The organism is Psychrobacter sp. UBA2769 (genome assembly GCF_002352555.1).
Classification (GTDB): Bacteria; Pseudomonadota; Gammaproteobacteria; order Pseudomonadales; family Moraxellaceae; genus Psychrobacter; species Psychrobacter maritimus.
Map to the genome: position 1 here is coordinate 87666 of NZ_DEIR01000007.1, position 24658 is coordinate 112323.

Consider the following 24658-nt stretch of genomic DNA (forward strand, 5'->3'; position numbering starts at 1 on the left):
CCATTCTAACTTATATAATAAAAAGATATTGTGACAATGACACCATCATAGAATCTATGTAATTATCGTTTTTAACAAACAGACAGTATTCAGATTATGTCCCTGACAGTTCATTCCTATTGGCATAACATACGAAAATCATGGCAATAAAAAATGCTTGAGGTCTAATCTAGTGATAATAGGAACGATGAGTTGAGATGTGAAGTAGCCCTTTAGTAACACTTTGGTTTCTTATAACAGTATTCTTGCCCTATCTTACTAAGCTACTTAGTGGGATTTATCGCTTTATATGATAGACCAATAACTATGATCAACAATAGATTTTATTAAAAATTGACAGGATAGCTGCAAGCTCTAAAATTATTTAATGTATTATTTATAATGCATTAAATAATTAATAATGTATTATAAATAATACATTTCGTGTGACCAAAATTAGTAATTTATACTTAGTAAATGACTTAAAAATGCGCTAAAGGTCATTGCATTATTTTATGATAGAGCCTTTATTCATAAGGACTTGCATGTTAATATACATTAAGGTTATTTAATATAGTTTGTTGGCTCTAGCCTGTCACGCCGGGGGTCGCGGGTTCGAGTCCCGTCCGCTGCGCCATATTTAAAACTTAGTTTTAATACAAAAGTTTCAACCTCAAGTATTAGTTTGCTTGAGGTTTTTTTGTGTCTGATGATTTTTTATGTACTTTTCATTAAAAGCCCACTAATTATTTTGTTTATCCTATTCATTGTTGATGATTAATCGGATAAGAAATATCGCCTGTTTTCCATGTTAAGTTTTATACTGGCTTTAAGGTAGCAGACAGCACAGCTCACTCTGCTTTTATGGCTGTGCCAATATGCAAATTTTAGATAAATAATATAATAGGGATAAAATAAAATATGGACTATAACCACCTACCTAGAGAGCCGTTAGGTTTCTTCCCAACCCCGCTAATTGAGCTGAAACGATTAAGTAACGCCTTGGGTGGTCCCAAAATTTATATGAAAAGAGATGACAATACGGGACTGGCATTGGGTGGCAACAAAACCCGCAAGCTTGAATTTATCCTTGGTGATGCGCTTGCCAAAGGTGCTGATACGATTATCACCGCAGGCGCGATACAGTCAAACCATTGTCGTCAGACAGCAGCGGCGGCGGCAAGCTTAGGGCTGGAATGCCATTTAGTCTTGGGCGGCGAAGAGCCGGCGCTGGCAAGTGGCAATCTGTTGCTAGATAAGCTATTCGGTTGTCATATCCACTGGGCAGGCGCCAATCGCAAAGGCGAAGATATTCCTCGCATCGTTGAGCAATTAACCAACCAAGACAAAAACGTCTACGTGGTGCCGTACGGTGGCTCAAGTGAGCAAGGGGCGTTAGCTTTTGTAGAAGCGTTTAAAGAGTTAGAATCGCAGCGTCAAAGCATGGGTATCTCCTTGACGCATATCCTGTTTGCGTCGAGCTCTGGCGGCACGCAGGCGGGCTTGATGCTTGGCAACAAAATCTTTAACTCACCTTATCAAATCGTAGGCATCAATATTGATAAAGGCGAAACCGATAAAGTCTCTTTCGATCAATATACACTGGCGCTTGCCAATAGCACGGCAAAATTAATCGGTGCGGATTGTGAATTTACCGCGTCAGATTTGATTCTTAACTCAGATTATGTTGGTGAAGGTTATGGCGTGGGGGGCGCATTAGAAAATGAAGCGATTGCCATGACTGCCCAAACGGAGGGAATATTGGTAGATCCTGTTTATACCGGTCGCGCGATGGGCGGGCTCATAGATATGATTCGTACGGGGAAAATCAAAGAAACCGATAGTGTTTTATTTTGGCATACTGGCGGTGCGCCAGCTTTATTTGCTTATGCAACCGAGTTGGATTTGGCGAAAAAACCAGTAATGCAGAAGTTTAATTTTTGACATGAGAAGTTTGATTTGTTATTAATTGATGAGTTGAGTTAATTGATTAATTAAATGGTTATGGGCGTTGATTGAGCCGGCTGACACTAGCAATCAGCGCCACCATAATAATACCCATAATGATAAGAATCCCCGACATCATGTGTGCCGCCTCATAATTTAGCGCTTCTACTTGCTCGTAGATAGCGATAGAGACAACCTTGGTCTCACCTGAGATACTGCCGCCTATCATAAGCACCACGCCAAACTCGCCAATCGTATGAGCAAAGCTGATTAAACTGCCCAAAATAATTCCAATACGCGCCTGTGGTAGGGCGACCCTTATAAAGCGTCTAAGACGGCTGGGTTCTAATAAATACGCGACTTCCATGACGCTTGCTGGAATGCGTAAAAACTGGGCGTAAACGGGCTGAATATAGAAGGGTAAGGAGTATATAATAGAGCCAATAACCAGTCCTTCAAAGGTAAAAACCAAGGGGCTGATATTATGCTCGATAAGCCATTTACCAATACCAACGCTGGGGCTTAGCAGTAATAATAAATAAAAACCAATTACGGTAGGCGGTAAGACCAGCGGCATGGCAATGATGCCCATCAGTAGAACTTTAAGACGAGATACCGTTTGCCCACGGCTGGGTTTGGCAAGCCAATAGGCCACAGGAGTAGCGAACAGCAGTAAGCATAAGGTGGTGATAGCAGCAAGCTTGATACTTACCCAAACGGGGCTTAGCATGTCTACTATCAGAGATTGAGCAATCATAGCGTCACTTATCAACTGGCTTAGTCCATGCTAACCGTTTCATTTATCCTAACCGTCTACTTAATCACTTTATTTACAAGTGTATCAATAAACGCATGTATTTAATTTATTAATCAATTCGTCAATCCACAAAGCCTTATCGGTCAACCACAAGATAGCCGGCTTTAGAAAAATACTGCTGTCCAGCAGGCGCGCGCAGATAGTTGGAAAAATCTGTCGCGGCAGTAGCATCACTAAGCACTATTCCATCTTGCAAAATAGCTGGATAAGACTCTGGCGCTAACGTATAAAACTGCTCAGGCGTGGCTTTAATCGCCGTCAGTTGTGATTGGGCGACAAAGCCATAATCGACATTGCCAGTATGCGCATATTGAAACGCTTGCCCGATATTTTCAGCTTGTATAATACGATTTTGCTCAGTGAGCGTTTCAAAGATATTTTGCGCTTGTAGATACGCTTGTGCTGACTTCCCATAAGGGGCGAGTTCTGGATTGGCAATGGTGATTTTGCTGTCAGACTCATTCATTAATAATTCGTTTAAGGTAGTAGGGTTGAGTCCTTGTAGAGATTTAGTCGTGCTATACAGTGCCAGTTGACCTTGGGTATAGGTAAACGGCGGATAAGTTGTTATGTCAGCAGACTTTAAATTATCTAGTTTTTCTTTGGCAAGTTTGGCAGGAAATTCTTGATTGGCAGATAAAAATATATCGTACGGTGCGCCAGAAATAATTTGCGCATATAACTTACCTGAAGAGGCGTAAGTCACCTCAATCTCTTGCGCAGGCAAGTTTTTATCCGTTTTATAGCCGGCGATAATCTCAGGCAATACATCAGATAAGTTGGCAGAAGCAGCGATACGCAGCGTTTGATTCTGCTCAGTGGTGTTGTCGGCATCTGATTGGATAGGCTGAGTGGTTTGCTCTTTGCTACAAGCAGTTAGCATTAATGCTAAGCAAGCTGAGGTTATGGTTATTATTTTAGTCATTATTATGGAACCTTCCTGTTATTGCTCGCCATTATTGCTCATTGTTATTGCTCATTGTTATTGCTAAAGGTTAGCTATCGCCTTGAGCAGTTATTTGAAGCGCATTTTTAACCGTTATTGCTAAGCCATTTTGAAGAGTCATCTTGGTAGTATTCTTGCTTCCAAACTGGAATATCGGCTTTGATGGTATCCAATATCCAGCGGCAAGCATCAAAAGCAGGGTAGCGATGCGCTGAGACGACGCCAACCCAAACGGCGACATCACCAATCTCTAACGCGCCGATACGATGGATGGCAATCGCATGGGTAATCTCAAAGCGCTTTTTGGCTTCTTTAATAATGGCGCGACCTTGATTGATGGCGAGGTCTTCATAACCATAATAGGTCAAACGATTGACGCTACTGGCATTATTATGATTGCGAACGCGGCCCTCAAAGCATACAAACGCGCCGCAGCTGTCATCATCAAGGGTGCTTTTAAGCCGACTTTCATCAATATCGGTATCTAACAGCGCAAAACCATCACGTTCAGCGATGAGATACGCTTCATCGATGCTACGCTTGATGCTCATCGACTGCCCATGTACATTGTCTGTCATTTTTTCTGCCTATTATTTAACAATATTGTATAACGAGATTTTTAACTTTGAAGCATCGCGTAAAGTCACGGCGCTCATAAAAAGTAGATTGATAAAGAAGGATAAGTGAGTAGGTTAATAAAAAGCTATTTTAAATTAACCACCAGCCACTGGGGTGATAAAAACCACGCTATCGCCGTCATAAATCTCATCGGTCCACTTAGCAAAGTAATCATTTACCGCCACGCGTAGCTCCGACTGCGGGCGACTAAAGCGATGCTTTTGGCGCAGCTGCTCATACAATTCGGTCAATGATGTTGACTGTGGCACCTTGATTTTTTCTTCATGGCAATTGGCTTCATCGGCTAAGCTGGCAAAATATAAGACGTTAATATTCATCAAGGCATCTATCTCTGAATTTGTATTGCTTTCTACTAAAGTGCTCATAGAAATCTCCATTATTTATTCATTACTAAGCTTTTTGTAGATGGTATTCATAAAGCCAATTTAAGCATGTTGATAGTCGGACTTACCGCCGGTTTTTTTCATGAGATGGATATTATCAATCACAATGTCATGCGAGATGGCTTTGGTCATATCATAAATGGTTAAGCAGGCGACGCTAACAGCGGTTAATGCTTCCATTTCCACCCCAGTTTTATGAGTAACTTTAACCGTGGCAGTCACGGCAATGCTATGCTTTGCATCATCGTATGCAAAGCTTAAGCTGATTTTATCTAAAGGCAAAGGATGGCAAAGTGGAATCAGGTCATGGGTGCGTTTGGCAGCCATAATGCCAGCGATATGAGCAGTTTGGGTGATGCTGCCTTTTTTGGTCATACCGTCCGCGGCTTTGATTTGCGTATAAATGTCTGCAGGAAAAACCACTTGTCCGCTTGCATGTGCTTCTCTGGTGCTCGCCGTTTTGCCACTTACATCGACCATGGTGATATCACCGTCGCTGTCTAGATGAGATAAGCCAGATTGCTTGCTTGCTTGCTTGCTTGGCTGCTTGGTTGCTTGATTACTGTTTTTTTGACTGTCGCTATTCATTCTTTATTTCTCTTAAATGGCCAGTTTTTCTTAAAGTTGCTTTCTTTAACTAAACCTTTAAATAAACCTTTTTATAAGTTGTTTAAGGCTAAACAAGCACTTGCAAAATCTTTAGGCGTATTGAAATTGGTTAAATTCTGCCACTTTTTCACGAAAGCTACAGGCTGCACAATCGGCTTAATAAACTTCATTACTTGCCGCTGCCCATCGTCAATATAACGCTTTACATCAGGTTCAATACTTAAACGGTATAGACCTAACAATGGGTATAAATGACTGTCATCGGTCAGGCAAATAACAGATTTTTCTGCAGCTTGCGTGGTATAAGGTTGCAGTTTTTGCCATAAATCGGTGATAGGAATCAAACTATCACAACTAATGACCAGCAGCCAAGATTGCTGCCAGCTTGCGTCTTTTGTTAATTGGTTTGACCTTGCCAAACTCTTTAATGATTGCAGTGCTGCTTCAATCGCTACCAACGCGCCGCCGGTTTCAATCGATTTGTCATCTTTATTAGAAAGATTTTTGCCAGATATATTTTTGCTAGAAAGAGCGTTAGCAGATAGATAATCCCTAATATGAAAAATTGATGACTTCGAACTCTTAATCAAATTTGGATTGATGCTAAAGCCCCGTCCATTATCGGCAAGCATGATAGGCATATTACTCATCATCGCGGCACTTAATTCAAGCGCCTGTCTGACATGATAATCAAGCAAACGCTCACCTGTTGGTAAGATAAGCTCAGCTTTTGGCGACCCCATACGCTTGGAGGCACCGCCTGCCAAGATAACGATACCTGCTAAATGATTGTATTCATCTGCTTTGATTAAGCTATCCGCCACTTCAAGCATGAATTAATCGTGACCTGGATTGGTGCGCATAAAGTGCGGGACAAAATTACAAGGACGCGTACGGCTATCGAGCTGCTCTTGTAAGATACCTTCCCAAGCGGTGCGGCAAGCACCTGATGAACCGGGTAGGCAAAAAATACCCGTACCATTTGCCATGCCAGCCACAGCGCGAGATTGGATAGTCGACATACCGATATCGTCTTTTGAGATTAAGCGGAACATTTCACCAAAACCATCGACTGATTTATCAAATAAGACGCCAACCGCCTCTGGCATACTGTCGCGGATATAAAAACCGGTACCACCAGTGGTGATAATAGCGTGCACATTTGGGTCGGCAATCCAGTTACTGATGACGGCTCTAATTTTATAAATATCATCAATAATCAGCTGGCGATCGGCAAGTTGGTGCCCTGCTGCGGTCAGTTGGTCAACCAAATATTGCCCTGAGGTATCTTCTGCAATAGTACGACTGTCAGAAACCGTTAAAATAGCGATATTAAGCGGGGTAAAGGGGGCTTGCAGCTTACTCATGGATATTCCTTAATAAATACGCTTGCTGTGAAAATAAAAGTTTTTATTATTAATAAGTTAACCACCAATCATCGACAAGTTATTCATCATGCCGCTGTTTGATTCGTGAAGATGATGATGCTCAGGTTTAATCGGCATAAAGCTGTGTAAAGTATTCACAAGCCCCGCCACGTCATCTTGTTCGAGATACTGACGAATATCGTAGTTACCTTGGTCGAATAGACACAGATGCACCTTGCCTTGACTACTTACCCGCAAACGATTGCAGCTATCACAAAAATGGGCAGCATAAGGAGCAATTAGTCCGATACGCCCTTGATAATCTGGATGGCTATATTCTATCGCTGGACCATCGTTGCTACCACGTATATGGGTTTGCCAGCCGTGTTTGCTTAAATAATTGGTGATGATATCGGACTGTGCATGCTGGGCAAAAAACAAATCGCTGTTGTCACTGGTCTGCATAAATTCAATAAAGCGATAAGTAACGGCTCTGTCTTTGACATAGTCGATGGCATTCATCAGATTTTCAAAGGCGGTTTCAGCCATTAAGATACTGTTAATCTTTAGCTTAATATCTGTGGTCGCAAGTAAGGTATCCATATCAGCCAAGAGCTGCGGCAACATATCAAAGCCAGTCATCTTATGGAAGGTCGCGGCATCAAAGCTGTCCATACTGATATTCAGCTGATTCAGTCCAGCCGCTTGCCAGTTAGCCAAATGTTTGCCAAGCTTATATCCATTACTGGTCATGGCAACCGTTTCAATGCCTTCGGTGTTTTTGATGGTTTTAATAATGTCGACCACGTCACGGCGTATAGAGGGTTCACCACCAGTAATCCTGACTTTTTTAGTACCGACTTGGGCAAAGCCGCGGACTAAGGTAGCAATTTCGCTGACACTGAGCTCATTTTGTGGTGGTTTGCCTTGATAGCCATCTGGCAGACAATATTCACAGCGGAAATTACAGAAATCAGTAATCGATAGACGCAAATAGGTGAGACGTCGTGCGAAACCATCGGTTAATGGTTGAGAGAGCATGGCCGGAGAATACGTCGACGTGCTAGCAGCTTTCGATGAGTCAGCATCAAAAATAGCGGGTGCAGCGGCAGGCGAATACAATTGCGCATTACCTACGTTACCTGCGTTGGGGGCAAGATGGTTCATAGATGATTACCATTAATATTAAGTATAGTGTGTACTTTTAGGCGTTGCCTCAGGTTGTGAGTGGGAAAATCCGTTTAAATACGATTATGACAGCTTGCTAGCAAATAACCATTCACCATAAGTGAGCTGAAAACTACCACCAAAGTAGTAGATGCTCATTGGTTATGATTTTTAAAATCAAGATACGCCCTAAGCAGTTTCTCATGATTCATGGCTAATCAACAGTATAAAGAGTTATTAACTGTGTAACTCGTTATACAATTGATTAGCCATGCAACTTTTTGACTATACCGTTATTAATGATTCAATTATTTAGCTGTTGTTTAGCTGTTGTTTAGCTGTTGTTTAGCTGTTGTTTAGCTGTTGTTTAGCTATGCAACCAAGGAAAGGGCTGCACTTTTACGGTTTCACCGGCAGCTATATTGCCAGAATCTTGTGCCAAGACAATAAAGCAATTGGCTTGGCTAAGCTGTTTGATACGGTGCGATTGTTGCTTGCTAAAGCTCTCAACGTGAAATTCGCCAGCGTCATTCTGCGACACAATTCCTCTTTGGAAATCCATCCGTCCTGCTGATTTTTTAATATCGTTTTTAAGCGTTGCGGTTAGGCTTAACTGCATGGGTCGCTCTTGTGGCGCAGCGCCTGCCATCTGCCATAAGGCTGGAATGACAAACTGTAAGCTACCAACGACGGTTGATAGCGGATTGCCGGGTAAGCCAAAATATAATACCGGCTTAGCAAGATTTTGTGTCAGCTCGCCAAAGACAAACGGTTTACCGGGTTTCATGGCGACTTTATAATGATTAATTTGCCCAAGCTGCTCAATGACCGTGGTTAAAAAATCATAATCGCCAACCGATACGCCAGCCGTAGAGATAAGGACGTCGCACTCTTGCATCGCTTGGGTTACAGCAGTGGTGGTTTTATCTAAATCATCAGCAATGATGCCATAATCACGAATAGTGATAGGCAAATGGGCGAGTAAGCTCTTTAGAGTAGGGGTGTTGGAATTATAGATTTGCGCCAAACTGGTCAGCTCATTGCCTATCGCCACCAGTTCATCACCCGTTGCCAGTACCCCAACGATTAAAGGCTGATAAACATCGACTTTATCAAAACCTAAATTAGCTAACAGGCTGATATCAGCAGGATTTAAGCGCTTACCTGTGAATAAAACCGCTTCACCAGTTTCAATCTCTTCGCCTTGCTTGCGGATATTGTCATCAGGTTTAGCGTCTTGACTGAGGGTAATGGCATAAGGCTGTGATTTATCAATGCTGTCTTTTATGGCGGCAAAGTTGGTGTTCTCTTGCATAATGACCGTATCACAGCTATCAGGAACGACCGCACCAGTAAAAATGCGCACCCCTTGTCCTGCTGAGATTTCACCGCTATAAGGGCTGCCAGCTTGTGACTCACCGACGATATTAATCGTGCTGTTTGCTGAGAGTATGCTGTCTTTAGCAATCGCATAACCATCCATCGCCGATAGGTTTTGCCTTGGTATCGCAAAGGGCGAGACAATATCTTCTGCCAATATATGATTACGGCTGTCTAATAAATCGTAACTTGCGACGTCTCTTTTATGTAGCGGATAGTCGTTGGTATTATAAGTTTCTATGCGCTGCTGTATTTCAGAGATTAGCTCTGCAACCGTAATCATAAATATCTACTCATTTTATTAATATTGAACTGTGTTATTGATATTGAACGACACATAGCATAAATAGCATAAGAGGTGGCTTATATCTTAAGAACCTTTATACCATAACAGCTATTTTATAACATAAGAATTAAGTGACCGACAGCGCATTGCTTAGCCGCGGAAGATATTCTCTTGCTCAAGCGTCATCTCGATACCTTCGATATCCGCCTCATTCGCTAAGGTAAACAAATAATCGCATAATGCTTGGTGAAAAGCCTGCTGGCTCAGCTTGTTATGAATAGCAGGGCTGACTTGCTCATAAGTCATCTGAATGCCAGATTCTTTATTTAGCACCTCAACGATATGAAAACCGTAACGGCTCTCGATAGGGCTTGGGGCAAGTCCTTTATCTAGCTTAAATAACGTGCTTTCAAATTCTGGTACGGTTTGTCCTTTGCTAATAATACCCAGCTCGCCACCTTGCTCTTTTGAAGGGCAAGCCGAATGCTGGCGTGCCAATTGGATAAACTCGGCATCAGGATTGGCGTTATTTTTGATTTGTTCGATAAACTCGTACGCGGTCTTTTTAAGCTTTAAGCGCTCATCGCCATCTTCAGGCGGGCAGGCTAATAAAATATGGCGTACGGTCATGATAGGATCGGTCTTAAAATCAGTAATATTCTGGCTATAATAGCGCTCACAGGTTGCCATATCTGGCATCGTTGCTTGAACGTTTTTGTCTATTAAAGTAGAAATCGCTTGCTCTTCATCGTTTTCCCATGCCGTCTCGCCAAGACTTGGCTCATCTAAGACAGCCAGTCTGAGTAATTCACGCACCACCAGTGCTTGCGTCGCTAAAAATACCGCATCTTCTTTGTTCTCCGCTGGATGATATTGCAGCTCTTGGGCGATATTGGTTCTATCTATCATCACACCATTGACCGTCACTGAAGGCAGCTCATCACGGCTAGAGGCAATCAGGTTCTTATGATTGCTGCGTTCTTCCGCCATCGCTTTTTCGATAAATTCTTGGTCAGAATGTGGTTTTTGCAAGTCGGATAGGGTTGGCATGACCCGCAGAATATCATCCCCATTACCAGTTGCTATATGATTGGCAGCAGTAGAGGCATGAGCGTTTTGGTTGCTGGTATGATCGGCTGGATTGTAGGTACTAACAGTCATGGCTTTTGCTCCATTAAGGGTTCTGATAAAAGGGTTTTAATAATAGCTACTGATGATAAATATCGTTAAATACGATTAAAGTTTTACGTCAAAAATTAAATAAAAAAATAGAGCCGCCTTTAAATTATTTACGCACTGATGAAGCGTTTAAAGGTGGCTCTATGGCTGTTGCTAATTGACTTTTTATTATCTTTAACCAAGTATTGAGCTCATTTTCTATCTTACTCAATGCTTAAATACTTAGTTAGACTGATAATATTAAGCCAACTCTAGGCTCATCTTCGGACCAAAGGGTTCGTAATGAACGCTATCAACGCCATGGTCGAGGGTCATTAAACCGTCGATGATGCTTTCCATAAACATCATAGAACCACAAACATAAATATCGGCAGGCTTCGGTAAAGTAGCAAGCCATGCTTCGTCTAGAATTTGTCCAGACTCAAAGTAGAAGATATGCTTTTCTACGTTTTCAGCGGCGGCAAGCAACTCATTAACCTTGCTGTCAAAGGCATGATGTTCTTTATTCTGACAGGCATAAACCCAAATAATAGGGCGTAGTGGATTGGCCGCTACTTGCGCCTCTAACATCGATAAAATTGGCGTCACGCCAACACCGGCGCTGACCAATACCAATGGGATTTCGTTTTGTTGCACTAGCTCTTTGTTAAGCTCAAAATCACCGGCAGGGGCAGATAGTAAAATCGTATCGCCAACGTCTAAGTGGTCATGTAAATAGTTTGACACTAAGCCATTATGCTCGTTACGGTTGTCGCGTCTAACGGCAAACTGAATGCCTTTATCGCTATTCGCTGAAAATAAAGAATAATGACGGAGGGCAATATGCTTACTGTCTTTTGGGTCAGTTTTAACCGTGATGTATTGACCAGCAGACAATTTGAGTTTGCTTAAATCAATATCAGCATTTACAGGAACGACAGTAAAGGCAGCAATGTCAGTCGCGGCTTCTGCTTTTTCGGTAATTTTAAACGGCGCAAAACCTGACCACATTTCTTGCTCGTACATGCCATGTTCGATTTGGATAAATACTGAAGCGATTTCATCATAGGCTTCTGTCCAAGCATTGATGATGTCATCGTTCGCAGCGTCACCCAGTACTTCTTTAATCGCGCCCAATAAATGATGACCAACAATCGGGTAGTGCTCTGGCAAAATTTGCAAAGCGCGATGCTTATAGCTGATTTGGGTAACTTGCGGCAATAATGTCGCCAATTTTTCCAAATGCTTGGCTGCGGCCAAAACAGTCATGGCAAGTGCGGTTTGCTGACGGCCTAATTTTTGGTTGGTCTCGTTAAAAATATCCAGTAGTTCAGGATGTTCGTTAAACATATTTTTATAAAATACGGTAGTAATCGCGGTTCCATGTTCTTCGAGTACAGGAACGGTTGCTTTCACGATTTCTAGGGTTTTTGGTGACGCCATGGTGGATCCTTTAGTGATATTTCACATTGATAAGTTTTGGGATTGAAGCTCAAACTATGAATCTGACAACTGTCATTAAGAAAACCATCATTAAACTGTTAAAAAAGCGCTGGGATTAAGCATTTAACCGTCTAATAATTGAGTGGTTTCTATAAGATTCATTAAAAATGAATCTTATAGTATCGTAACTTCATCCAAACATCAATGCTGTATCACTATTGTGGCTATTTCTATTGGCAACGTTTCTATTGTGAACGCTTCTCTCTGACAATCTGATAACGGCGACCGAAATACCAGATTGGCGCGCTGATAATATGGATAAGCCGTGTAAATGGGAATATCGCAATCAGGGTGATGCCGAGCGCCATATGCAGCTGATAAATAAGGTCAGTTTGCTCAATACGTGCTGCTGCCTGCCAAGGTCTTAAGACGGTGATATCCTGTGCCCAGCCGGCCAGATTCATCATGGTGTAGCCATCTAAATGCTTTACTGAGGTAAAGATAGACAGTAGCCCTAAATTCAGCTGAATAAATAACAGCACCAGTACCAATTTGTCCGAGAACGATGAGGTGTTTGAGATGCGGTCATCGGTAAAGCGTCGCCACATCAACATGACTAAGCCAAACCAACAAAACACCCCCGCGATACCACCGACGACCACCGCTAAAATCTGCTTATGACCCGCGCTGATAAAACGGTCATAAAGAAAATGCGGCGTCAACATCCCAAATAAATGCCCGAGCAATACCACGATAATACCGACGTGGAAGAGGTTGCTGGCAAGGCGCATGTTTTTGGTTCTGAGCATCTGGGTCGAACCTGCCTTCCATGAATACTGAGATAAATCAAAACGTACCCAAGTACCAATGATAGCGATGGTTAATGCCACGTACGGATAAACGCCAAAAAGGAAAATTTGCAGCCAATTGAGGTTGGCTAAAGACTGTACACTAGGATCTGCGATATTCATGTCTTTTCTCCTTATTAGGGTTTAACCGGTTGGTTGGTTTTAAAGTCTACCCAGTGCACAGGGGCATCGACCGCATGAGCAGCAGCGGCATTTTTTATCCCCGCTTTTGCCGCAAGGTTTTGGGTACTCGTCTGTGACGGGCAGCGCTCTTCTTGTTGCGCATCCAAAAACGTCACCACTTCTTCTTCCCATTCTTTATCTAAGGCTTCAAAGCTGTCATCGCGCTTTTCTTTGCTGATTTTTTCTTGATACTCTTCAACAATCTCAAGCGGTTTACCCGCGATTTGCAATAGCGCATTAAAGCAGCCTTTATACAGGCTACCGCGATCCTCTAATCGGGCAGCAAGCAGCGCAATGATATGGCTGACATCAGCGATATCCATACGAATTTGAATATCGTCTTCGATAATGGTTGCTTGATAGGCTAAAAACTCGAGATATAAAGGCAGATAGTCAGGCAGCTCTTTGACGCTAATCTCAAAGCCCGCTTCTTGATACTGACCCATCAAATCGACCATCGCTTGACCACGGTCGCGCGATTCGCCATGTACATGCTCAAACAACCACAATGATAAAGAACGACCGCGCTCAAACAGACCGTCATAACGCGCTTGCGCCTCAAGAGAGCCGGTATCGATTAAATCTTCAATCAAGTCGATAATTTGTGTGCGTACTTCTGGGCTAATCAGCGTTGATTTGGCGACAATCTCGGTGCAATCGGCAAGCGTATCGCCTAAAAACAGCTCATTACTTGGATAGTCGATAAGTAAGCTTAATACCTTGAGTAGCTTCAAATCAGAGTTACCGATAGTTGGTGACTCCATCGATGAAGTAATAGGTTCATGCACCGAAGTATTGTTATTAAATTGAGTAGTTTGCATCTTATGACTCCCACTTTTGGACAGTATCGATGAAATCGCGGCGATTGGCTTTACGTTGGCCAAACATACTGTTGTCAGAATGTCCTGAACAGCCCTCGCCAAAGGTAAAGCCGCAACCATTACGCTCAGCAAAGGCATCACTTAAGGCTTCTTCACGATGGGCGGTTGGAATCACAAAGCGGTCTTCGTAATTGGCAATAGCTAAGTAGCGATACATCTCTTCAACTTGCAGCTTGGTCAAACCAACATCATCCAAAATACTTTGTACTTCTTGTTTTTCAACCAGTTGCATACGCTTGTAGCTACGCATAGCAAGTAGACGCTTCAGTGCTAGACGAACAGGCTCTTCATCACCTGCAGTAAGCATATTGGCAAGATAGCGCAGTGGAATACGTAAGCTATCGACGTCTGGAATGAGGCCATCCATACCGACTTTGCCCGCTTCAGCAGCGTTTTGAATCGGTGATAACGGTGGTACATACCAAACCATAGGCAGCGTGCGGTATTCAGGGTGTAGCGGTAGGGCAAGTTTCCAATCCATCGCCAGCTTATAAACTGGTGAGCGCTGCGCTGAATCAATCACCGATTGCGGGACGCCGTCTTTTAACGCTTGGGCGATAACGGCAGGGTCATTAGGGTCTAAGAATACGTCCAACTGCGCTTGATAAAGGTCTTGCTCGTTAGGCGTGCTTGCCGCTTCAGCGATTTTGTCTGCGTCATAAAGCAGTACGCCCAAGTAGCGGATACGACCAACACAAGTCTCTGAGCAAACCGTTGGCAAGCCTGCTTCAATACGCGGATAACAGAAGATACATTTTTCAGATTTCCCCGATTTCCAGTTATAGTAAATCTTTTTATAAGGGCAGCCTGAGATACACATGCGCCAGCCGCGACATTTTTCTTGGTCAATCAAGACGATGCCGTCTTCTTCACGCTTATAAATCGCGCCACTTGGGCATGATGCGACGCACGTAGGGTTCAAGCAATGCTCGCATAGACGCGGCAAATACATCATAAAGGTGTTTTCGTACTCGCCATAAATCTCCGCTTGAATGTTGTCGAAGTTCTTATCTTTGCGACGTTTTTCAAACTCTGAGCCTAAGATTTCTTCCCAGTTAGGACCCCATTCAATCTTTTGCATACGTTTGCCGGTGATGGCTGAGCGCGGGCGGGCGATAGGCTGATGGTTGCTGATAGGGGCGGTATGTAGATGCTGATAATCAAAATCAAACGGCTCGTAATAATCATCAATCTCTGGCAAATCAGGGTTGGCAAAGATATTGGCCAATACTCTGAATTTACCACCGATGCGCGGATTGATGGTGCCGTTGGCATTACGTATCCAGCCGCCTTTCCATTTGGTTTGGTTTTCCCACTCTTTGGGGTAGCCGATACCGGGTTTTGACTCAACGTTGTTAAACCACGCATATTCCATACCTTCACGGCTGGTCCAGACGTTTTTACAGGTGACTGAGCAGGTGTGACAACCGATACATTTATCAAGGTTAAGCACCATGCCGACTTGCGAACGAATTTTCATGGATCTGTGCTCCAAATATTAGTAGAAAAAGCAGCCTTTATTCTTCAATCATGTCGTTTCAAAAGATGTCGTCTTAAAAAAATTTCTTTTAAAACGACGGATTTTCAATAGAAGAAAACGCTTTAATCCTCAATGGTGGTTGGTAATGGGCGCGGTAATTCGTTATCGGGTTTGTCCTCTAACCAGTCGATTTTTGACATTTTACGAATCACGACAAACTCATCACGGTTACAACCAACGGTGCCATAATAGTTAAAGCCATAAGACTGCTGGGCATAGCTACCAATCATGTGGGTCGGTTTCAAAATCGTCCGAGTGACTGAGTTATGGATACCGCCGCGCGTGCCTGTTTGCTCAGAACCGGGAATATTGACCAGTTTTTCTTGGGCGTGATACATCATGGTCATGCCTTCTTTGACCCGCTGGCTAACGATGGCACGAGCGGTGATAGCACCATTGGCATTGAACAGCTCAATCCAATCGTTATCGACGATGTCAGCTTTTTGAGCATCGACTTCTGACATCCAAACACAAGGGCCACCGCGGCTTAGGGTTAGCATGAGCAAGTTTTCAGAGTAGGTACTGTGGATGCCCCATTTTTGGTGCGGTGTTAAAAAGTTCAGTACAATCTCTTTATTACCATTTGGCTTAGCGTCTTTGAGCAGCTCAGTGGTCTTAGTATCAATCGGTGGACGATACTGCTGCATTTGCTCGCCAAACGCCTGCATCCAAGGATGGTCTTGATAAAACTGCTGGCGACCAGTAATCGTGCGCCAAGGAATCAGCTCATGGACGTTGGTATAACCGGCGTTATAACTGACTTCATCTGACTCAATACCTGACCACGTTGGGCTTGAGATGATTTTGCGTGGTTGGGCGACGATATCTTTGAAACGGATTTTTTCATGTTCGCTAGACTTGGCAAGGTGGGTATGGTCGCGACCGGTGAACTCAGAGAGTGCAGCCCAGCCTTTTACCGCCACATGACCATTGGTTTCAGGTGCGAGCATCAAAATCATCTCAGAAGCGTTAATCGCCGTATTAAGACGCGGTCTGCCTTCAGAGATACCCGTTTCAGTCACACGGTGATTTAAGTCGCCGAGCTGTTTGACCTCGGTTTTCATATCCCAATTCAGACCTTTTGAGCCATTGCCTAATTTTTCTAGGGCAGGGCCAAGCGAGGTGAATTTGGCATAAGTATTCGGATAGTCACGCTCAATCACTTTAATCATCGGGCAGTTTTTACCCGGTACAGGTTTTTCGCCAGCGGTTTTCCAGTCAGTGCCACCAAATGGCTGTGCAAGCTCGCCCGGCGTGTCATGTTGCATCGGCAAAGTAACGACGTCAGTCTCAACGCCTAAGTGACCTTTTGATACTTCAGAGAAGCTCTTGGCAATGCCTTTATAAATTTCCCAATCGGTCTTAGATTCCCACGCAGGGTCAGTAGCTGCGGTTAATGGGTGAATAAAGGGGTGCATGTCCGAGGTATTCATGTCATCTTTTTCGTACCACGTTGCTGTTGGTAGTACGATGTCAGAATACAAGCAAGTAGAAGACATACGGAAGTCTAGGGTGACAACCAAATCTAATTTGCCAGTAGGGCCTTTTTCTACCCAATCGACTTCTTTTGGTTGCAGGTGACCTTTGGCATTTTCCTTATTGAGCAAGCCGTTTTTGGTGCCCAAGAAATAATGCAGCATATATTCATGGCCTTTACCTGATGAGCCCAATAAGTTTGAGCGCCAGATAAACATATTGCGCGGGAAGTTGTCAGGATTATCAGGGGATTCACAAGCAAAGCGTAAGCTGCCATCTTGTAGAGAATCGACCACATACTCTTCCACATCTTTACCGCAATCGGCGGCTTTGGCAGCGATGGTCAGTGGGTTACGATTGAGTTGCGGTGCTGAAGGCAACCAGCCTGCGCGTTCTGCTTGAATGTTGTAGTCAAGCATATGCTCAGGGAAAAACTTTTTATCAACGAGAGGCGAGAGGATTTCATGGGCAGAGATGGTCTCATGACGCCACTGTGAGCTGTGATTGTAAAAGAAGCTCGTGCCATTCATATGACGCGGCGGACGATGCCAATCAAGGGCAAATGCCAATGGCAACCAGCCGGTTTGAGGGCGTAGTTTTTCTTGCCCAACATAATGCGCCCAGCCGCCGCCAGATTTACCGATACAACCGCACAGCATGAGCATGTTAATCACGCCGCGATAGTTCATATCGAGGTGATACCAGTGGTTCATACCCGCGCCGATGATAATCATCGATTTACCATGGGTTTTATGGGCGTTTTCAGCGAATTCACGCGCGACTTGAATGACGCGCTCACGGCTCAGACCGGTGATGACTTCTTGCCAAGCAGGCGTGCCCGGTACGGTGGCATCGTTATAGTCGTCGGTGACATGCTCGCCGCCGACACCATTATCCACCCCAAGGTTGGCAACGGTTAGATCAAAGACGGTCGCCACGATAGCGGTGCTGCCATCGGCCAAAGTAATGGTTTTACAAGGGACGGTTTTTTGCTGTATCGCTTCGCCTGGTACTGAGGTGAAATGCGGATGATCCACATGACCAAAGTAATCAAAGCCGACTTTACAGGTTTCATTGCTGTCTTTTAAAGTCAGCGTTAGGTCAATATCTGCGCCTGTGGTGCCATTTTTTTGCTCAAGATTCCATTTGCCTTTTTCGCCCCAACGGTAGCCGATAGAGCCAAGCGGAGAAACCAGCTCGCCATTACTATTTAGACCGATGGTTTTCCATTCTGGGTTGTTTTCTTGACCTAAATTATCGATTAAGTCAGAAGCACGCAGATAGCGACCAGCATGGCGTGCGCCTTCTTCACCTTCTAGCATGACGAGCACAGGTAAGTCGGTATAGCGCTTGGCGTAATCTAAGAAATAGTCACTAGGCTGCTTAAGATAAAACTCTTTGATAATCACATGACAGAATGCTTGCGCGACTGCCGCATCGGTCCCTTGTTTTGGGTTTAGCCATAAGTCAGTTAATTTCGAGACTTCCGCATAGTCGGGCGTGATAGAGACGGTCTTGGTGCCTTTATAACGCACTTCGGTAAAAAAATGCGCATCAGGTGTACGCGTTTGCGGAACGTTTGAACCCCACGCAATAATATAGTCAGAGTTATACCAATCGGCTGATTCTGGCACGTCAGTTTGCTCGCCCCAAACCATTGGCGATGCTGGTGGTAAGTCACAATACCAGTCGTAGAATGACAAGCAAACGCCGCCAATTAATGATAAATAACGACTACCAGCGGCGTAACTGACCATCGACATCGCAGGAATCGGAGAGAAACCGACGATACGGTCAGGACCAAAGGTTTTGGCGGTATACACATTACTGGCAGCGATGATTTCATTGACCTCGCTCCACGTCGAGCGGATAAATCCGCCCAAACCGCGCTTAGATTTGTACTGTTCTGCTTTGATAGGGTCTTGGACAATACTGCCCCACGCATCGACTGGATCAGGATACTGCGCTTTGGCTTCACGCCATAATTTTAATAGTGGCTTACGCACTTTAGGGTATTTCACACGGTTCGCTGAATACATATACCAGCTGTAGCTTGCGCCACGAGGACAGCCGCGCGGTTCGTGGTTTGGTAAGTCTGGACGAGTTTCAGGATAGTCGGTTTGCTGCGTCTCCCACGTCACCAAGCCGTTTTTGACGTAGATTTTCCACGAGCAAGAACCGGTACAGTTGACGCCATGCGTTGAGCGCACAACTTTGTCATACTGCCAACGGCTACGATACACATTTTCCCAGTCACGAGACTCATCGCGTGTCTCGCCATGCCCATCGGAGAATTCGCCCTGTTTACGTTTAAAAAAACGGAATTGGTCGAGTAAATGGCTCATTTCGCTATCCTCTATTTTATTGCCTAAGGTGTATCTAGAGCTGAGTGCAGAATGCTTCTATCTTGATATTGCTTGATATCGGTATGCAGCTAAGCCGTAAATATTATTTCGATAGCGTCATTTTAAGTAAGCCGTCACCCTCTTACTATCAGCTAACATGAGCAGGGCACTACCACCTTAGTAGTAGCGGCAAGTCATCAAATTTGCTTAAAAAAACTGTTAAGTGTCTAATTATTGAGCGTCTAATCGTTAAACATCCATAAGCCATGCTTATTTAGCAGCTGAAAATTGCTTAGCAAAAATTTAAAACAAAAAAAAGTGCTACTCACATCAGCAAGTAGCACTTCATAGGGTTGGTCATTGCTCAATAAAAAGACGGTTGTTAAAGGGTTGTTATAAAATATCTGCTTTAACAAGGAATCTCAGCATTAGCACGGCTGTAATACCACCAAGTCAATACGATACAGAGAATGTAAAAGACAATTAAGGCGATAAAGGTGCCATCAATACCCAGTCCTGAACCGAACATTTTTGGCACAAAGAACGCGCCATAAGCGGCGATTGCTGAGGTAAATCCAACCACAGCCGCTGACTCTTTACGTATTTCAATAAATAGCGGCTCTGTCCCTGCTTTCTCAGGCTCAAGGCGTTCGTGAAAGGTTCTAAAAATAACTGGAATCATGGTAAAGGTAGAGCCGTTACCGATACCCGTGGTGATAAATAGCACCATAAAGGAGATAAAGTAGCCGACAAAGCTGCCCTCATTGGTTTCGCTAGGTAGGAAGTACATCACCGCCAATACCGCCAATACCATCACAATATAGTTCCAAAAAGTGACTTTTGCGCCGCTGGTTTTATCAGATATCCAGCCACCTAGTGGACGAAATAGTGCGCCGACTAGAGGACCTAAAAAGGCAAATTTAAGCGCATCAATAGCAGGAAATGAGTTTTTAATCAGCATCGGAAATGCGGCGGAAAAACCAATAAAGGAGCCAAAGGTTGCCATATAAAGAATACACATAATCCAGTTATGTTTGCGTTTAAAGATAACGGATTGGTCTTTAAACGAGGCTTTGGCGGTGGCAATATCGTTCATGCCAAACCATGCCAATGCTGAGAACAGCAGGATAAAGGGTACCCAAATAAAGCCCGCGTTTTGTAGATAAAACAGTTTGCCGCTGGCAGAGACTTGTGGGTCGCCGCCTAAGCTACCAAAGGCCGCTACCAATATAATCATCGGGACGATGAACTGCATGACCGACACGCCCAAATTACCCAAACCAGCGTTTAGCCCAAGCGCTGTGCCTTGTTCCGCTTTTGGATAAAAGAACGAGATATTGGACATAGACGAGGCAAAGTTACCACCGCCAAAGCCGCAAAGCAGCGCAATAATGGCAAATATCATAAACGGTGTATCAGGATTTTGAACCGCAAAGCCCATCCATAATGCCGGAATTAATAAAGACAAAGTCGATATCGCTGTCCAACGCCGACCACCAAAAATTGGCACCATAAAAGAATAAAAAATTCGTAGCGTCGCCCCTGATAGTCCGGGTAGCGCGGCGAGCCAAAACAGCTGCCCGCCATCAAAATCAAAACCAATCTCAGGTAAGCGCACGATGACCGCGCTCCATACCATCCATACTGCAAACGCCAGTAGTAAGGATGGAATGGATATCCATAAATTGCGAGTGGCGACTTTTTTGCCGCCCCCTTTCCAGAACTCATCTATCTCAGGTCGCCAGTCAGTGATGAGCTTACCACCTTTGAAGTTGTAATCATTGCCCATACTATTCCTCACTTAATATCATTTATGCTTAGTTATAATGGATAGTTTTATAACCTTCAGCCGTTATAAAAATTACCGTATGCAGTCGCTTTGATTGTTGTTAATGACTGCTTGTATATGGATTGGATTGATGCGGTAGATTGATGTCTGTGACCAATGCGCCCTTGATAACAGCAAATCATCACAATCAATGGTTTTATAAAAAACGATAACTCACGGTACTGCATTATCCTGATGATGAGTATTCATACATAGTGGTATACTGATGGCTAAAAGAGGTATGTTGCGGGCAGAATGATTACTAAAATTTTGCTCTGAATGGAATGATATGGTTTTTATTTTTTGAAAAGTGTGGAGTTTTTAACCAGAACTGGTTTGAGATTGGTTAGGCACACTTGGCTGTTTTTAAGGCTTTTTTTAAGATGCTTTTAATACTCTTAGTAAGTTGTTAACGCTGATACTGAACGCCTCTTTTTTACTAATTTTGATGGGTAAACGCTATACATGAAGTCTATTCAACGTCGCCAGTCTTTAACCCTTCATGCTTGGGGCGCTATTATTATCATCGCCATCTTATCCTTGATGTCAGCGTTGGGGAGTGGGGCGCTGGCTTGGGTAGCACGGTCTGATGCGGAGGCGATTAATACCGCAGGCTCGATACGCATGGCCACTTATCGCATTAGCTTTCAGATTGCGACTGGTTTTTCCGATGACCATCCTTTTAGCTCGAGTTTAAATATTAACCAAAACGGCGTCAGCGACCAAGAAAATGAGACGTCTGTTAAACAAGATAAATTAGACTTTTCTAATAAGAATACCGCCGAAAAGACAGCTATCTTGATTAAGGATATGGAAAATCGGCTGGCAGAATTGCAGGTCTATCAGCTAACGAGTGCCAATAGACATACGCTTATCAATGAGCAGCTTAATAAGATAAAAGACCAATGGTATCAAGACTTAAAGCCGACTTTATTGGCGCAGGATAAAGCGGCGTTTTATGGCGTTTCTGCCAGTTATATCGAAGATGTGAACCGTTTTGTTGGTGAGCTGCAGTACCGAAACGAGCAGCGCCAGACATGGCAACAAAACCTGCAAATCCTCTCGTTGATACTGACCATCATTATTGTGCTGATTGGCATGCGCAGATTGCATCAATTGGTGCTCACGCCTATTTATCAATTGATTAAAGCCAATAACCAATTTAAAGACGGTCAGTTTAATACCAGAGTATCCATCGCAGGCTATCGAGAGTTTGAAGTGCTTGGCAATTCTTTTAATGATATGGCAAGTACGATTGAGACCTACCAGCGCTCGCTTGAGAGTGAGGTGCAGGTAAAAACCCAGCATTTGGTCAAAGCCAATCAAGTACTGTCACTGTTTTATGACTTTTCAAAATCGCTGACCACCAGCCAAGTGAGCTTATATCAGCTCGATGCTTTGATTGCAGATTTTAGTAAGACCTTGCCGCATTTAGAATTTACCTTGTGCATACAGAATAAATATATCACCAGTAAAAATGCCATCGTGCTGCATGGCGAAAAAATGAAAGAGCTGTGCAAAAAGCTCAACTGTGATAACTGCGCAACGAAAAACGGCGAACATACCAAGTCTTATCCTATTGTTCATCAACAAGAAGAATTTGGCGAATTGCGCGTGCGACCTAAGTCGGCGCTAATGATGAATTACTCTTTTATCGCTGATGATGACATTAATAATGATGGCCTTAATGATGATGACAGTAATAAAACTGGTCATGGTGTTGCGCCAGAGCAGCGTATAAACATGACAGAGGTAGGGAGTGTTTTCCCATTTAGCAGTCCTGAATTGGATGCGCAAAATAACGAGCTCATCGTGGCGCTGACCAACTTAATCAGTACCGCCTTATCGCTACGTAAGCAAAAACAGCAAGAGCATCAGCTGATTTTGTTTGAAGAGCGCTCGACCATTGCGAGAGAGCTGCATGACTCCTTGGCGCAGTCGTTGTCTTATCTAAAAATCCAAGTCAGCGTCCTTGAGAGACACCTTAAAAACGCTGGCAGCGAGCCCGTCAAAGCGCCGGTAGCGCAAAATATCGAGCAGATAAAAATGGGGCTAGGCTCCGCTTATCAGCAGTTAAGAGATTTATTGGTGACCTTTCGCTTGACCATTGATAATGATAATTTCGACGAAGCCTTGCACGATGCTGCCAGTGAGTTTGCCTTAAAAGGCGATTTTAATATAACGGTACACAACCATATTATGACGCTTAATTTGAGCGCCACTGAGCAGATAGATTTGATTCAGATTGCCAGAGAAGCGCTGTCAAATATCAGCCGCCATGCAAAAGCACAAAACGTCGCAATTCACCTAGAATACGAGGACAGTGATAAATATATCGTCATGCGTATCATCGATGATGGCGTTGGTATGTCTGGCGGTGTCGATCAAACCCAACATCACGGCTTGATGATTATGAAAGAGCGCGCCCATAATATCGGCGGCGAACTTATCGTGACCGATAACAAGCCACGCGGCACCATCGTTACGGTCAGATTTGAGCCCAATTTCTTTGATGAAGAGAGTAATAAAGATGCTTATTTATAAGCTCATAATATTGTGATTTTAAGCGATTGAATGGTCTTTTTTAAAGTTGTTGATTGGGGTTTTTTTAGTGGATTTTTCTAACCAGTTTCATTTTCAAATATGATTTCTGCTAAGCAGTTTTTAAGCATTGTAATACTGAATTATTAAATTTAAATCATTAAATTCTTGTACCATTTTTTAATTTGTGAGTATGTTATGAGCACCAAAGTTTATACCAGTACCTCGCCTGCGCGCCTATTATTGGTCGATGACCATCCGATGCTACGCCGCGGCATCTCCGAGTTATTAAGTCTTGAAGACGATGTTAAAGTCGTTGGCGAAACCAGTAATGGTCAAGAGGCATTAGCATTTTTAGAAAATAATGACGTCGATTTGGTGATACTTGACCATAAAATGCCGGTGCTCACAGGTATCGAAACCTTGAGAGAAATCAAAGCCAGAAATATCAATACCAAAACCGTCCTGTTCACCGTTTCTGATAGCGGTGAAGACGTACAAGAGGCGTTAAAATTGGGCGTCGATGGCTATCTGCTAAAGGATATGGAGCCTGAGCTGATTATTATTGATATCAGAAAAATACTCCGCGGTGAGCTGGTTATCAGTCCCAATCTAGCCTCGATACTTGCCCAAACGTTGCGCACACCCAGCATTCAAGATATCGCCAGTAATCTAACCAGCAGAGAGCTACAAGTCATTCAGATGATTGCTGAGGGGCTGAGTAATAAGATGATTGCCAATAATTTGGATATTGCCGAATCAACGGTAAAGGTACACGTCAAGCATATCCTCAATAAAACTGGTCTGCGGACACGGGTAGAAGCGGCGGTATGGACGGTTAACCATTTATCTAAGTAGCCATTTATCTAAGTAACCCCAGTTCGGGATAAGGGCT

19 protein-coding genes are annotated in these 24658 nt (G+C 43.6%); 3 read left to right on the forward strand and 16 right to left on the reverse strand.

Annotated elements, in window-relative coordinates; genetic code table 11:
* Positions 1–900: 900 nt before the first annotated feature.
* Positions 901–1923, forward strand: a complete 1023-nt coding sequence (locus tag B3Q63_RS02790; protein WP_296173505.1) for a D-cysteine desulfhydrase family protein — start codon at positions 901–903, stop codon at positions 1921–1923.
* Positions 1924–1981: 58 nt separating this feature from the next.
* On the opposite strand, the gene modB is transcribed toward B3Q63_RS02790, so the two are convergent.
* From modB to B3Q63_RS02870, 16 genes are all read right to left on the reverse strand, one after another.
* Positions 1982–2683 (reverse strand): molybdate ABC transporter permease subunit, encoded by a 702-nt coding sequence (modB, locus tag B3Q63_RS02795; RefSeq protein WP_296173508.1) that lies wholly within the window; start codon positions 2681–2683, stop codon positions 1982–1984.
* 136 nt (positions 2684–2819) lie between these two features.
* Entirely contained in the window at positions 2820–3668 is an 849-nt protein-coding gene (modA, locus tag B3Q63_RS02800) for a molybdate ABC transporter substrate-binding protein (RefSeq protein WP_296173511.1), read from the reverse strand.
* A gap of 107 nt (positions 3669–3775) precedes the next feature.
* Positions 3776–4267, reverse strand: a complete 492-nt coding sequence (locus B3Q63_RS02805) for a molybdenum cofactor biosynthesis protein MoaE (protein ID WP_201628832.1) — start codon at positions 4265–4267, stop codon at positions 3776–3778.
* Positions 4268–4402: 135 nt separating this feature from the next.
* On the reverse strand, positions 4403–4693 hold the full coding sequence (locus B3Q63_RS02810) for a MoaD/ThiS family protein (RefSeq protein WP_055125092.1): 291 nt from the start codon (positions 4691–4693) through the stop codon (positions 4403–4405).
* Positions 4694–4753: 60 nt separating this feature from the next.
* Entirely contained in the window at positions 4754–5299 is a 546-nt protein-coding gene (gene moaC, locus B3Q63_RS02815) for a cyclic pyranopterin monophosphate synthase MoaC (RefSeq protein WP_296173513.1), read from the reverse strand.
* 71 nt (positions 5300–5370) lie between these two features.
* Positions 5371–6153 carry a molybdenum cofactor guanylyltransferase gene (mobA, locus tag B3Q63_RS02820; protein ID WP_296173516.1) on the reverse strand — a complete coding sequence of 261 codons (783 nt, stop codon included), beginning with the start codon at positions 6151–6153 and terminating at the stop codon, positions 5371–5373.
* A gap of 3 nt (positions 6154–6156) precedes the next feature.
* Complete coding sequence (gene moaB / locus B3Q63_RS02825) at positions 6157–6687, reverse strand: molybdenum cofactor biosynthesis protein B (RefSeq protein WP_087814488.1); 531 nt, start codon at positions 6685–6687, stop codon at positions 6157–6159.
* A gap of 57 nt (positions 6688–6744) precedes the next feature.
* Positions 6745–7854: a GTP 3',8-cyclase MoaA gene (gene moaA, locus B3Q63_RS02830; RefSeq protein ID WP_296173523.1), complete on the reverse strand. Its 1110-nt coding sequence runs from the start codon at positions 7852–7854 to the stop codon at positions 6745–6747.
* Between the two features lie 367 nt (positions 7855–8221).
* Positions 8222–9517, reverse strand: a complete 1296-nt coding sequence (gene glp / locus B3Q63_RS02835; protein WP_296173526.1) for a gephyrin-like molybdotransferase Glp — start codon at positions 9515–9517, stop codon at positions 8222–8224.
* Between the two features lie 153 nt (positions 9518–9670).
* Positions 9671–10681: a peptidylprolyl isomerase gene (locus B3Q63_RS02840; protein ID WP_296173530.1), complete on the reverse strand. Its 1011-nt coding sequence runs from the start codon at positions 10679–10681 to the stop codon at positions 9671–9673.
* A gap of 258 nt (positions 10682–10939) precedes the next feature.
* On the reverse strand, positions 10940–12121 hold the full coding sequence (locus B3Q63_RS02845) for a globin domain-containing protein (protein WP_296173532.1): 1182 nt from the start codon (positions 12119–12121) through the stop codon (positions 10940–10942).
* A 245-nt stretch (positions 12122–12366) separates the two neighbouring features.
* Complete coding sequence (narI, locus tag B3Q63_RS02850) at positions 12367–13092, reverse strand: respiratory nitrate reductase subunit gamma (protein WP_201562832.1); 726 nt, start codon at positions 13090–13092, stop codon at positions 12367–12369.
* 14 nt (positions 13093–13106) lie between these two features.
* The gene (narJ, locus tag B3Q63_RS02855; RefSeq protein WP_227673485.1) at positions 13107–13916 is read right to left on the reverse strand and encodes a nitrate reductase molybdenum cofactor assembly chaperone; all 810 of its coding nucleotides are present in this window, start codon (positions 13914–13916) and stop codon (positions 13107–13109) included.
* Between the two features lie 58 nt (positions 13917–13974).
* The gene (gene narH / locus B3Q63_RS02860; RefSeq protein WP_144297179.1) at positions 13975–15513 is read right to left on the reverse strand and encodes a nitrate reductase subunit beta; all 1539 of its coding nucleotides are present in this window, start codon (positions 15511–15513) and stop codon (positions 13975–13977) included.
* 122 nt (positions 15514–15635) lie between these two features.
* The gene (locus tag B3Q63_RS02865) at positions 15636–19394 is read right to left on the reverse strand and encodes a nitrate reductase subunit alpha (RefSeq protein WP_296173540.1); all 3759 of its coding nucleotides are present in this window, start codon (positions 19392–19394) and stop codon (positions 15636–15638) included.
* 409 nt (positions 19395–19803) lie between these two features.
* Positions 19804–21183 (reverse strand): NarK family nitrate/nitrite MFS transporter, encoded by a 1380-nt coding sequence (locus tag B3Q63_RS02870; protein WP_296173542.1) that lies wholly within the window; start codon positions 21181–21183, stop codon positions 19804–19806.
* 504 nt (positions 21184–21687) lie between these two features.
* Here B3Q63_RS02870 and B3Q63_RS02875 point away from each other — a divergent pair.
* Together B3Q63_RS02875 and narL are read left to right on the forward strand one after the other, a co-directional pair.
* A complete protein-coding gene (locus tag B3Q63_RS02875) occupies positions 21688–23766 on the forward strand; it encodes a histidine kinase (protein WP_296173547.1) in 2079 nt (692 codons plus the stop codon).
* Between the two features lie 195 nt (positions 23767–23961).
* Positions 23962–24621, forward strand: coding sequence for a two-component system response regulator NarL (narL, locus tag B3Q63_RS02880; RefSeq protein ID WP_201624899.1), 660 nt, complete (start codon positions 23962–23964; stop codon positions 24619–24621).
* The last annotated feature ends 37 nt before the right edge of the window (positions 24622–24658 follow it).

What these genes read in the sequence shown, in the direction of transcription:
- B3Q63_RS02790 (WP_296173505.1), top strand. Translation starts at nt 901, where the DNA reads ATGGACTATAACCACCTACCTAGAGAGCCGTTAGGTTTCTTCCCAACC.
- modB (WP_296173508.1), bottom strand. Translation starts at nt 2,683, where the DNA reads ATGATTGCTCAATCTCTGATAGTAGACATGCTAAGCCCCGTTTGGGTA.
- modA (WP_296173511.1), bottom strand. Translation starts at nt 3,668, where the DNA reads ATGACTAAAATAATAACCATAACCTCAGCTTGCTTAGCATTAATGCTA.
- B3Q63_RS02805 (WP_201628832.1), bottom strand. Translation starts at nt 4,267, where the DNA reads ATGACAGACAATGTACATGGGCAGTCGATGAGCATCAAGCGTAGCATC.
- B3Q63_RS02810 (WP_055125092.1), bottom strand. Translation starts at nt 4,693, where the DNA reads ATGAGCACTTTAGTAGAAAGCAATACAAATTCAGAGATAGATGCCTTG.
- moaC (WP_296173513.1), bottom strand. Translation starts at nt 5,299, where the DNA reads ATGAATAGCGACAGTCAAAAAAACAGTAATCAAGCAACCAAGCAGCCA.
- mobA (WP_296173516.1), bottom strand. Translation starts at nt 6,153, where the DNA reads ATGCTTGAAGTGGCGGATAGCTTAATCAAAGCAGATGAATACAATCAT.
- moaB (WP_087814488.1), bottom strand. Translation starts at nt 6,687, where the DNA reads ATGAGTAAGCTGCAAGCCCCCTTTACCCCGCTTAATATCGCTATTTTA.
- moaA (WP_296173523.1), bottom strand. Translation starts at nt 7,854, where the DNA reads ATGAACCATCTTGCCCCCAACGCAGGTAACGTAGGTAATGCGCAATTG.
- glp (WP_296173526.1), bottom strand. Translation starts at nt 9,517, where the DNA reads ATGATTACGGTTGCAGAGCTAATCTCTGAAATACAGCAGCGCATAGAA.
- B3Q63_RS02840 (WP_296173530.1), bottom strand. Translation starts at nt 10,681, where the DNA reads ATGACTGTTAGTACCTACAATCCAGCCGATCATACCAGCAACCAAAAC.
- B3Q63_RS02845 (WP_296173532.1), bottom strand. Translation starts at nt 12,121, where the DNA reads ATGGCGTCACCAAAAACCCTAGAAATCGTGAAAGCAACCGTTCCTGTA.
- narI (WP_201562832.1), bottom strand. Translation starts at nt 13,092, where the DNA reads ATGAATATCGCAGATCCTAGTGTACAGTCTTTAGCCAACCTCAATTGG.
- narJ (WP_227673485.1), bottom strand. Translation starts at nt 13,916, where the DNA reads ATGGAGTCACCAACTATCGGTAACTCTGATTTGAAGCTACTCAAGGTA.
- narH (WP_144297179.1), bottom strand. Translation starts at nt 15,513, where the DNA reads ATGAAAATTCGTTCGCAAGTCGGCATGGTGCTTAACCTTGATAAATGT.
- B3Q63_RS02865 (WP_296173540.1), bottom strand. Translation starts at nt 19,394, where the DNA reads ATGAGCCATTTACTCGACCAATTCCGTTTTTTTAAACGTAAACAGGGC.
- B3Q63_RS02870 (WP_296173542.1), bottom strand. Translation starts at nt 21,183, where the DNA reads ATGGGCAATGATTACAACTTCAAAGGTGGTAAGCTCATCACTGACTGG.
- B3Q63_RS02875 (WP_296173547.1), top strand. Translation starts at nt 21,688, where the DNA reads ATGAAGTCTATTCAACGTCGCCAGTCTTTAACCCTTCATGCTTGGGGC.
- narL (WP_201624899.1), top strand. Translation starts at nt 23,962, where the DNA reads ATGAGCACCAAAGTTTATACCAGTACCTCGCCTGCGCGCCTATTATTG.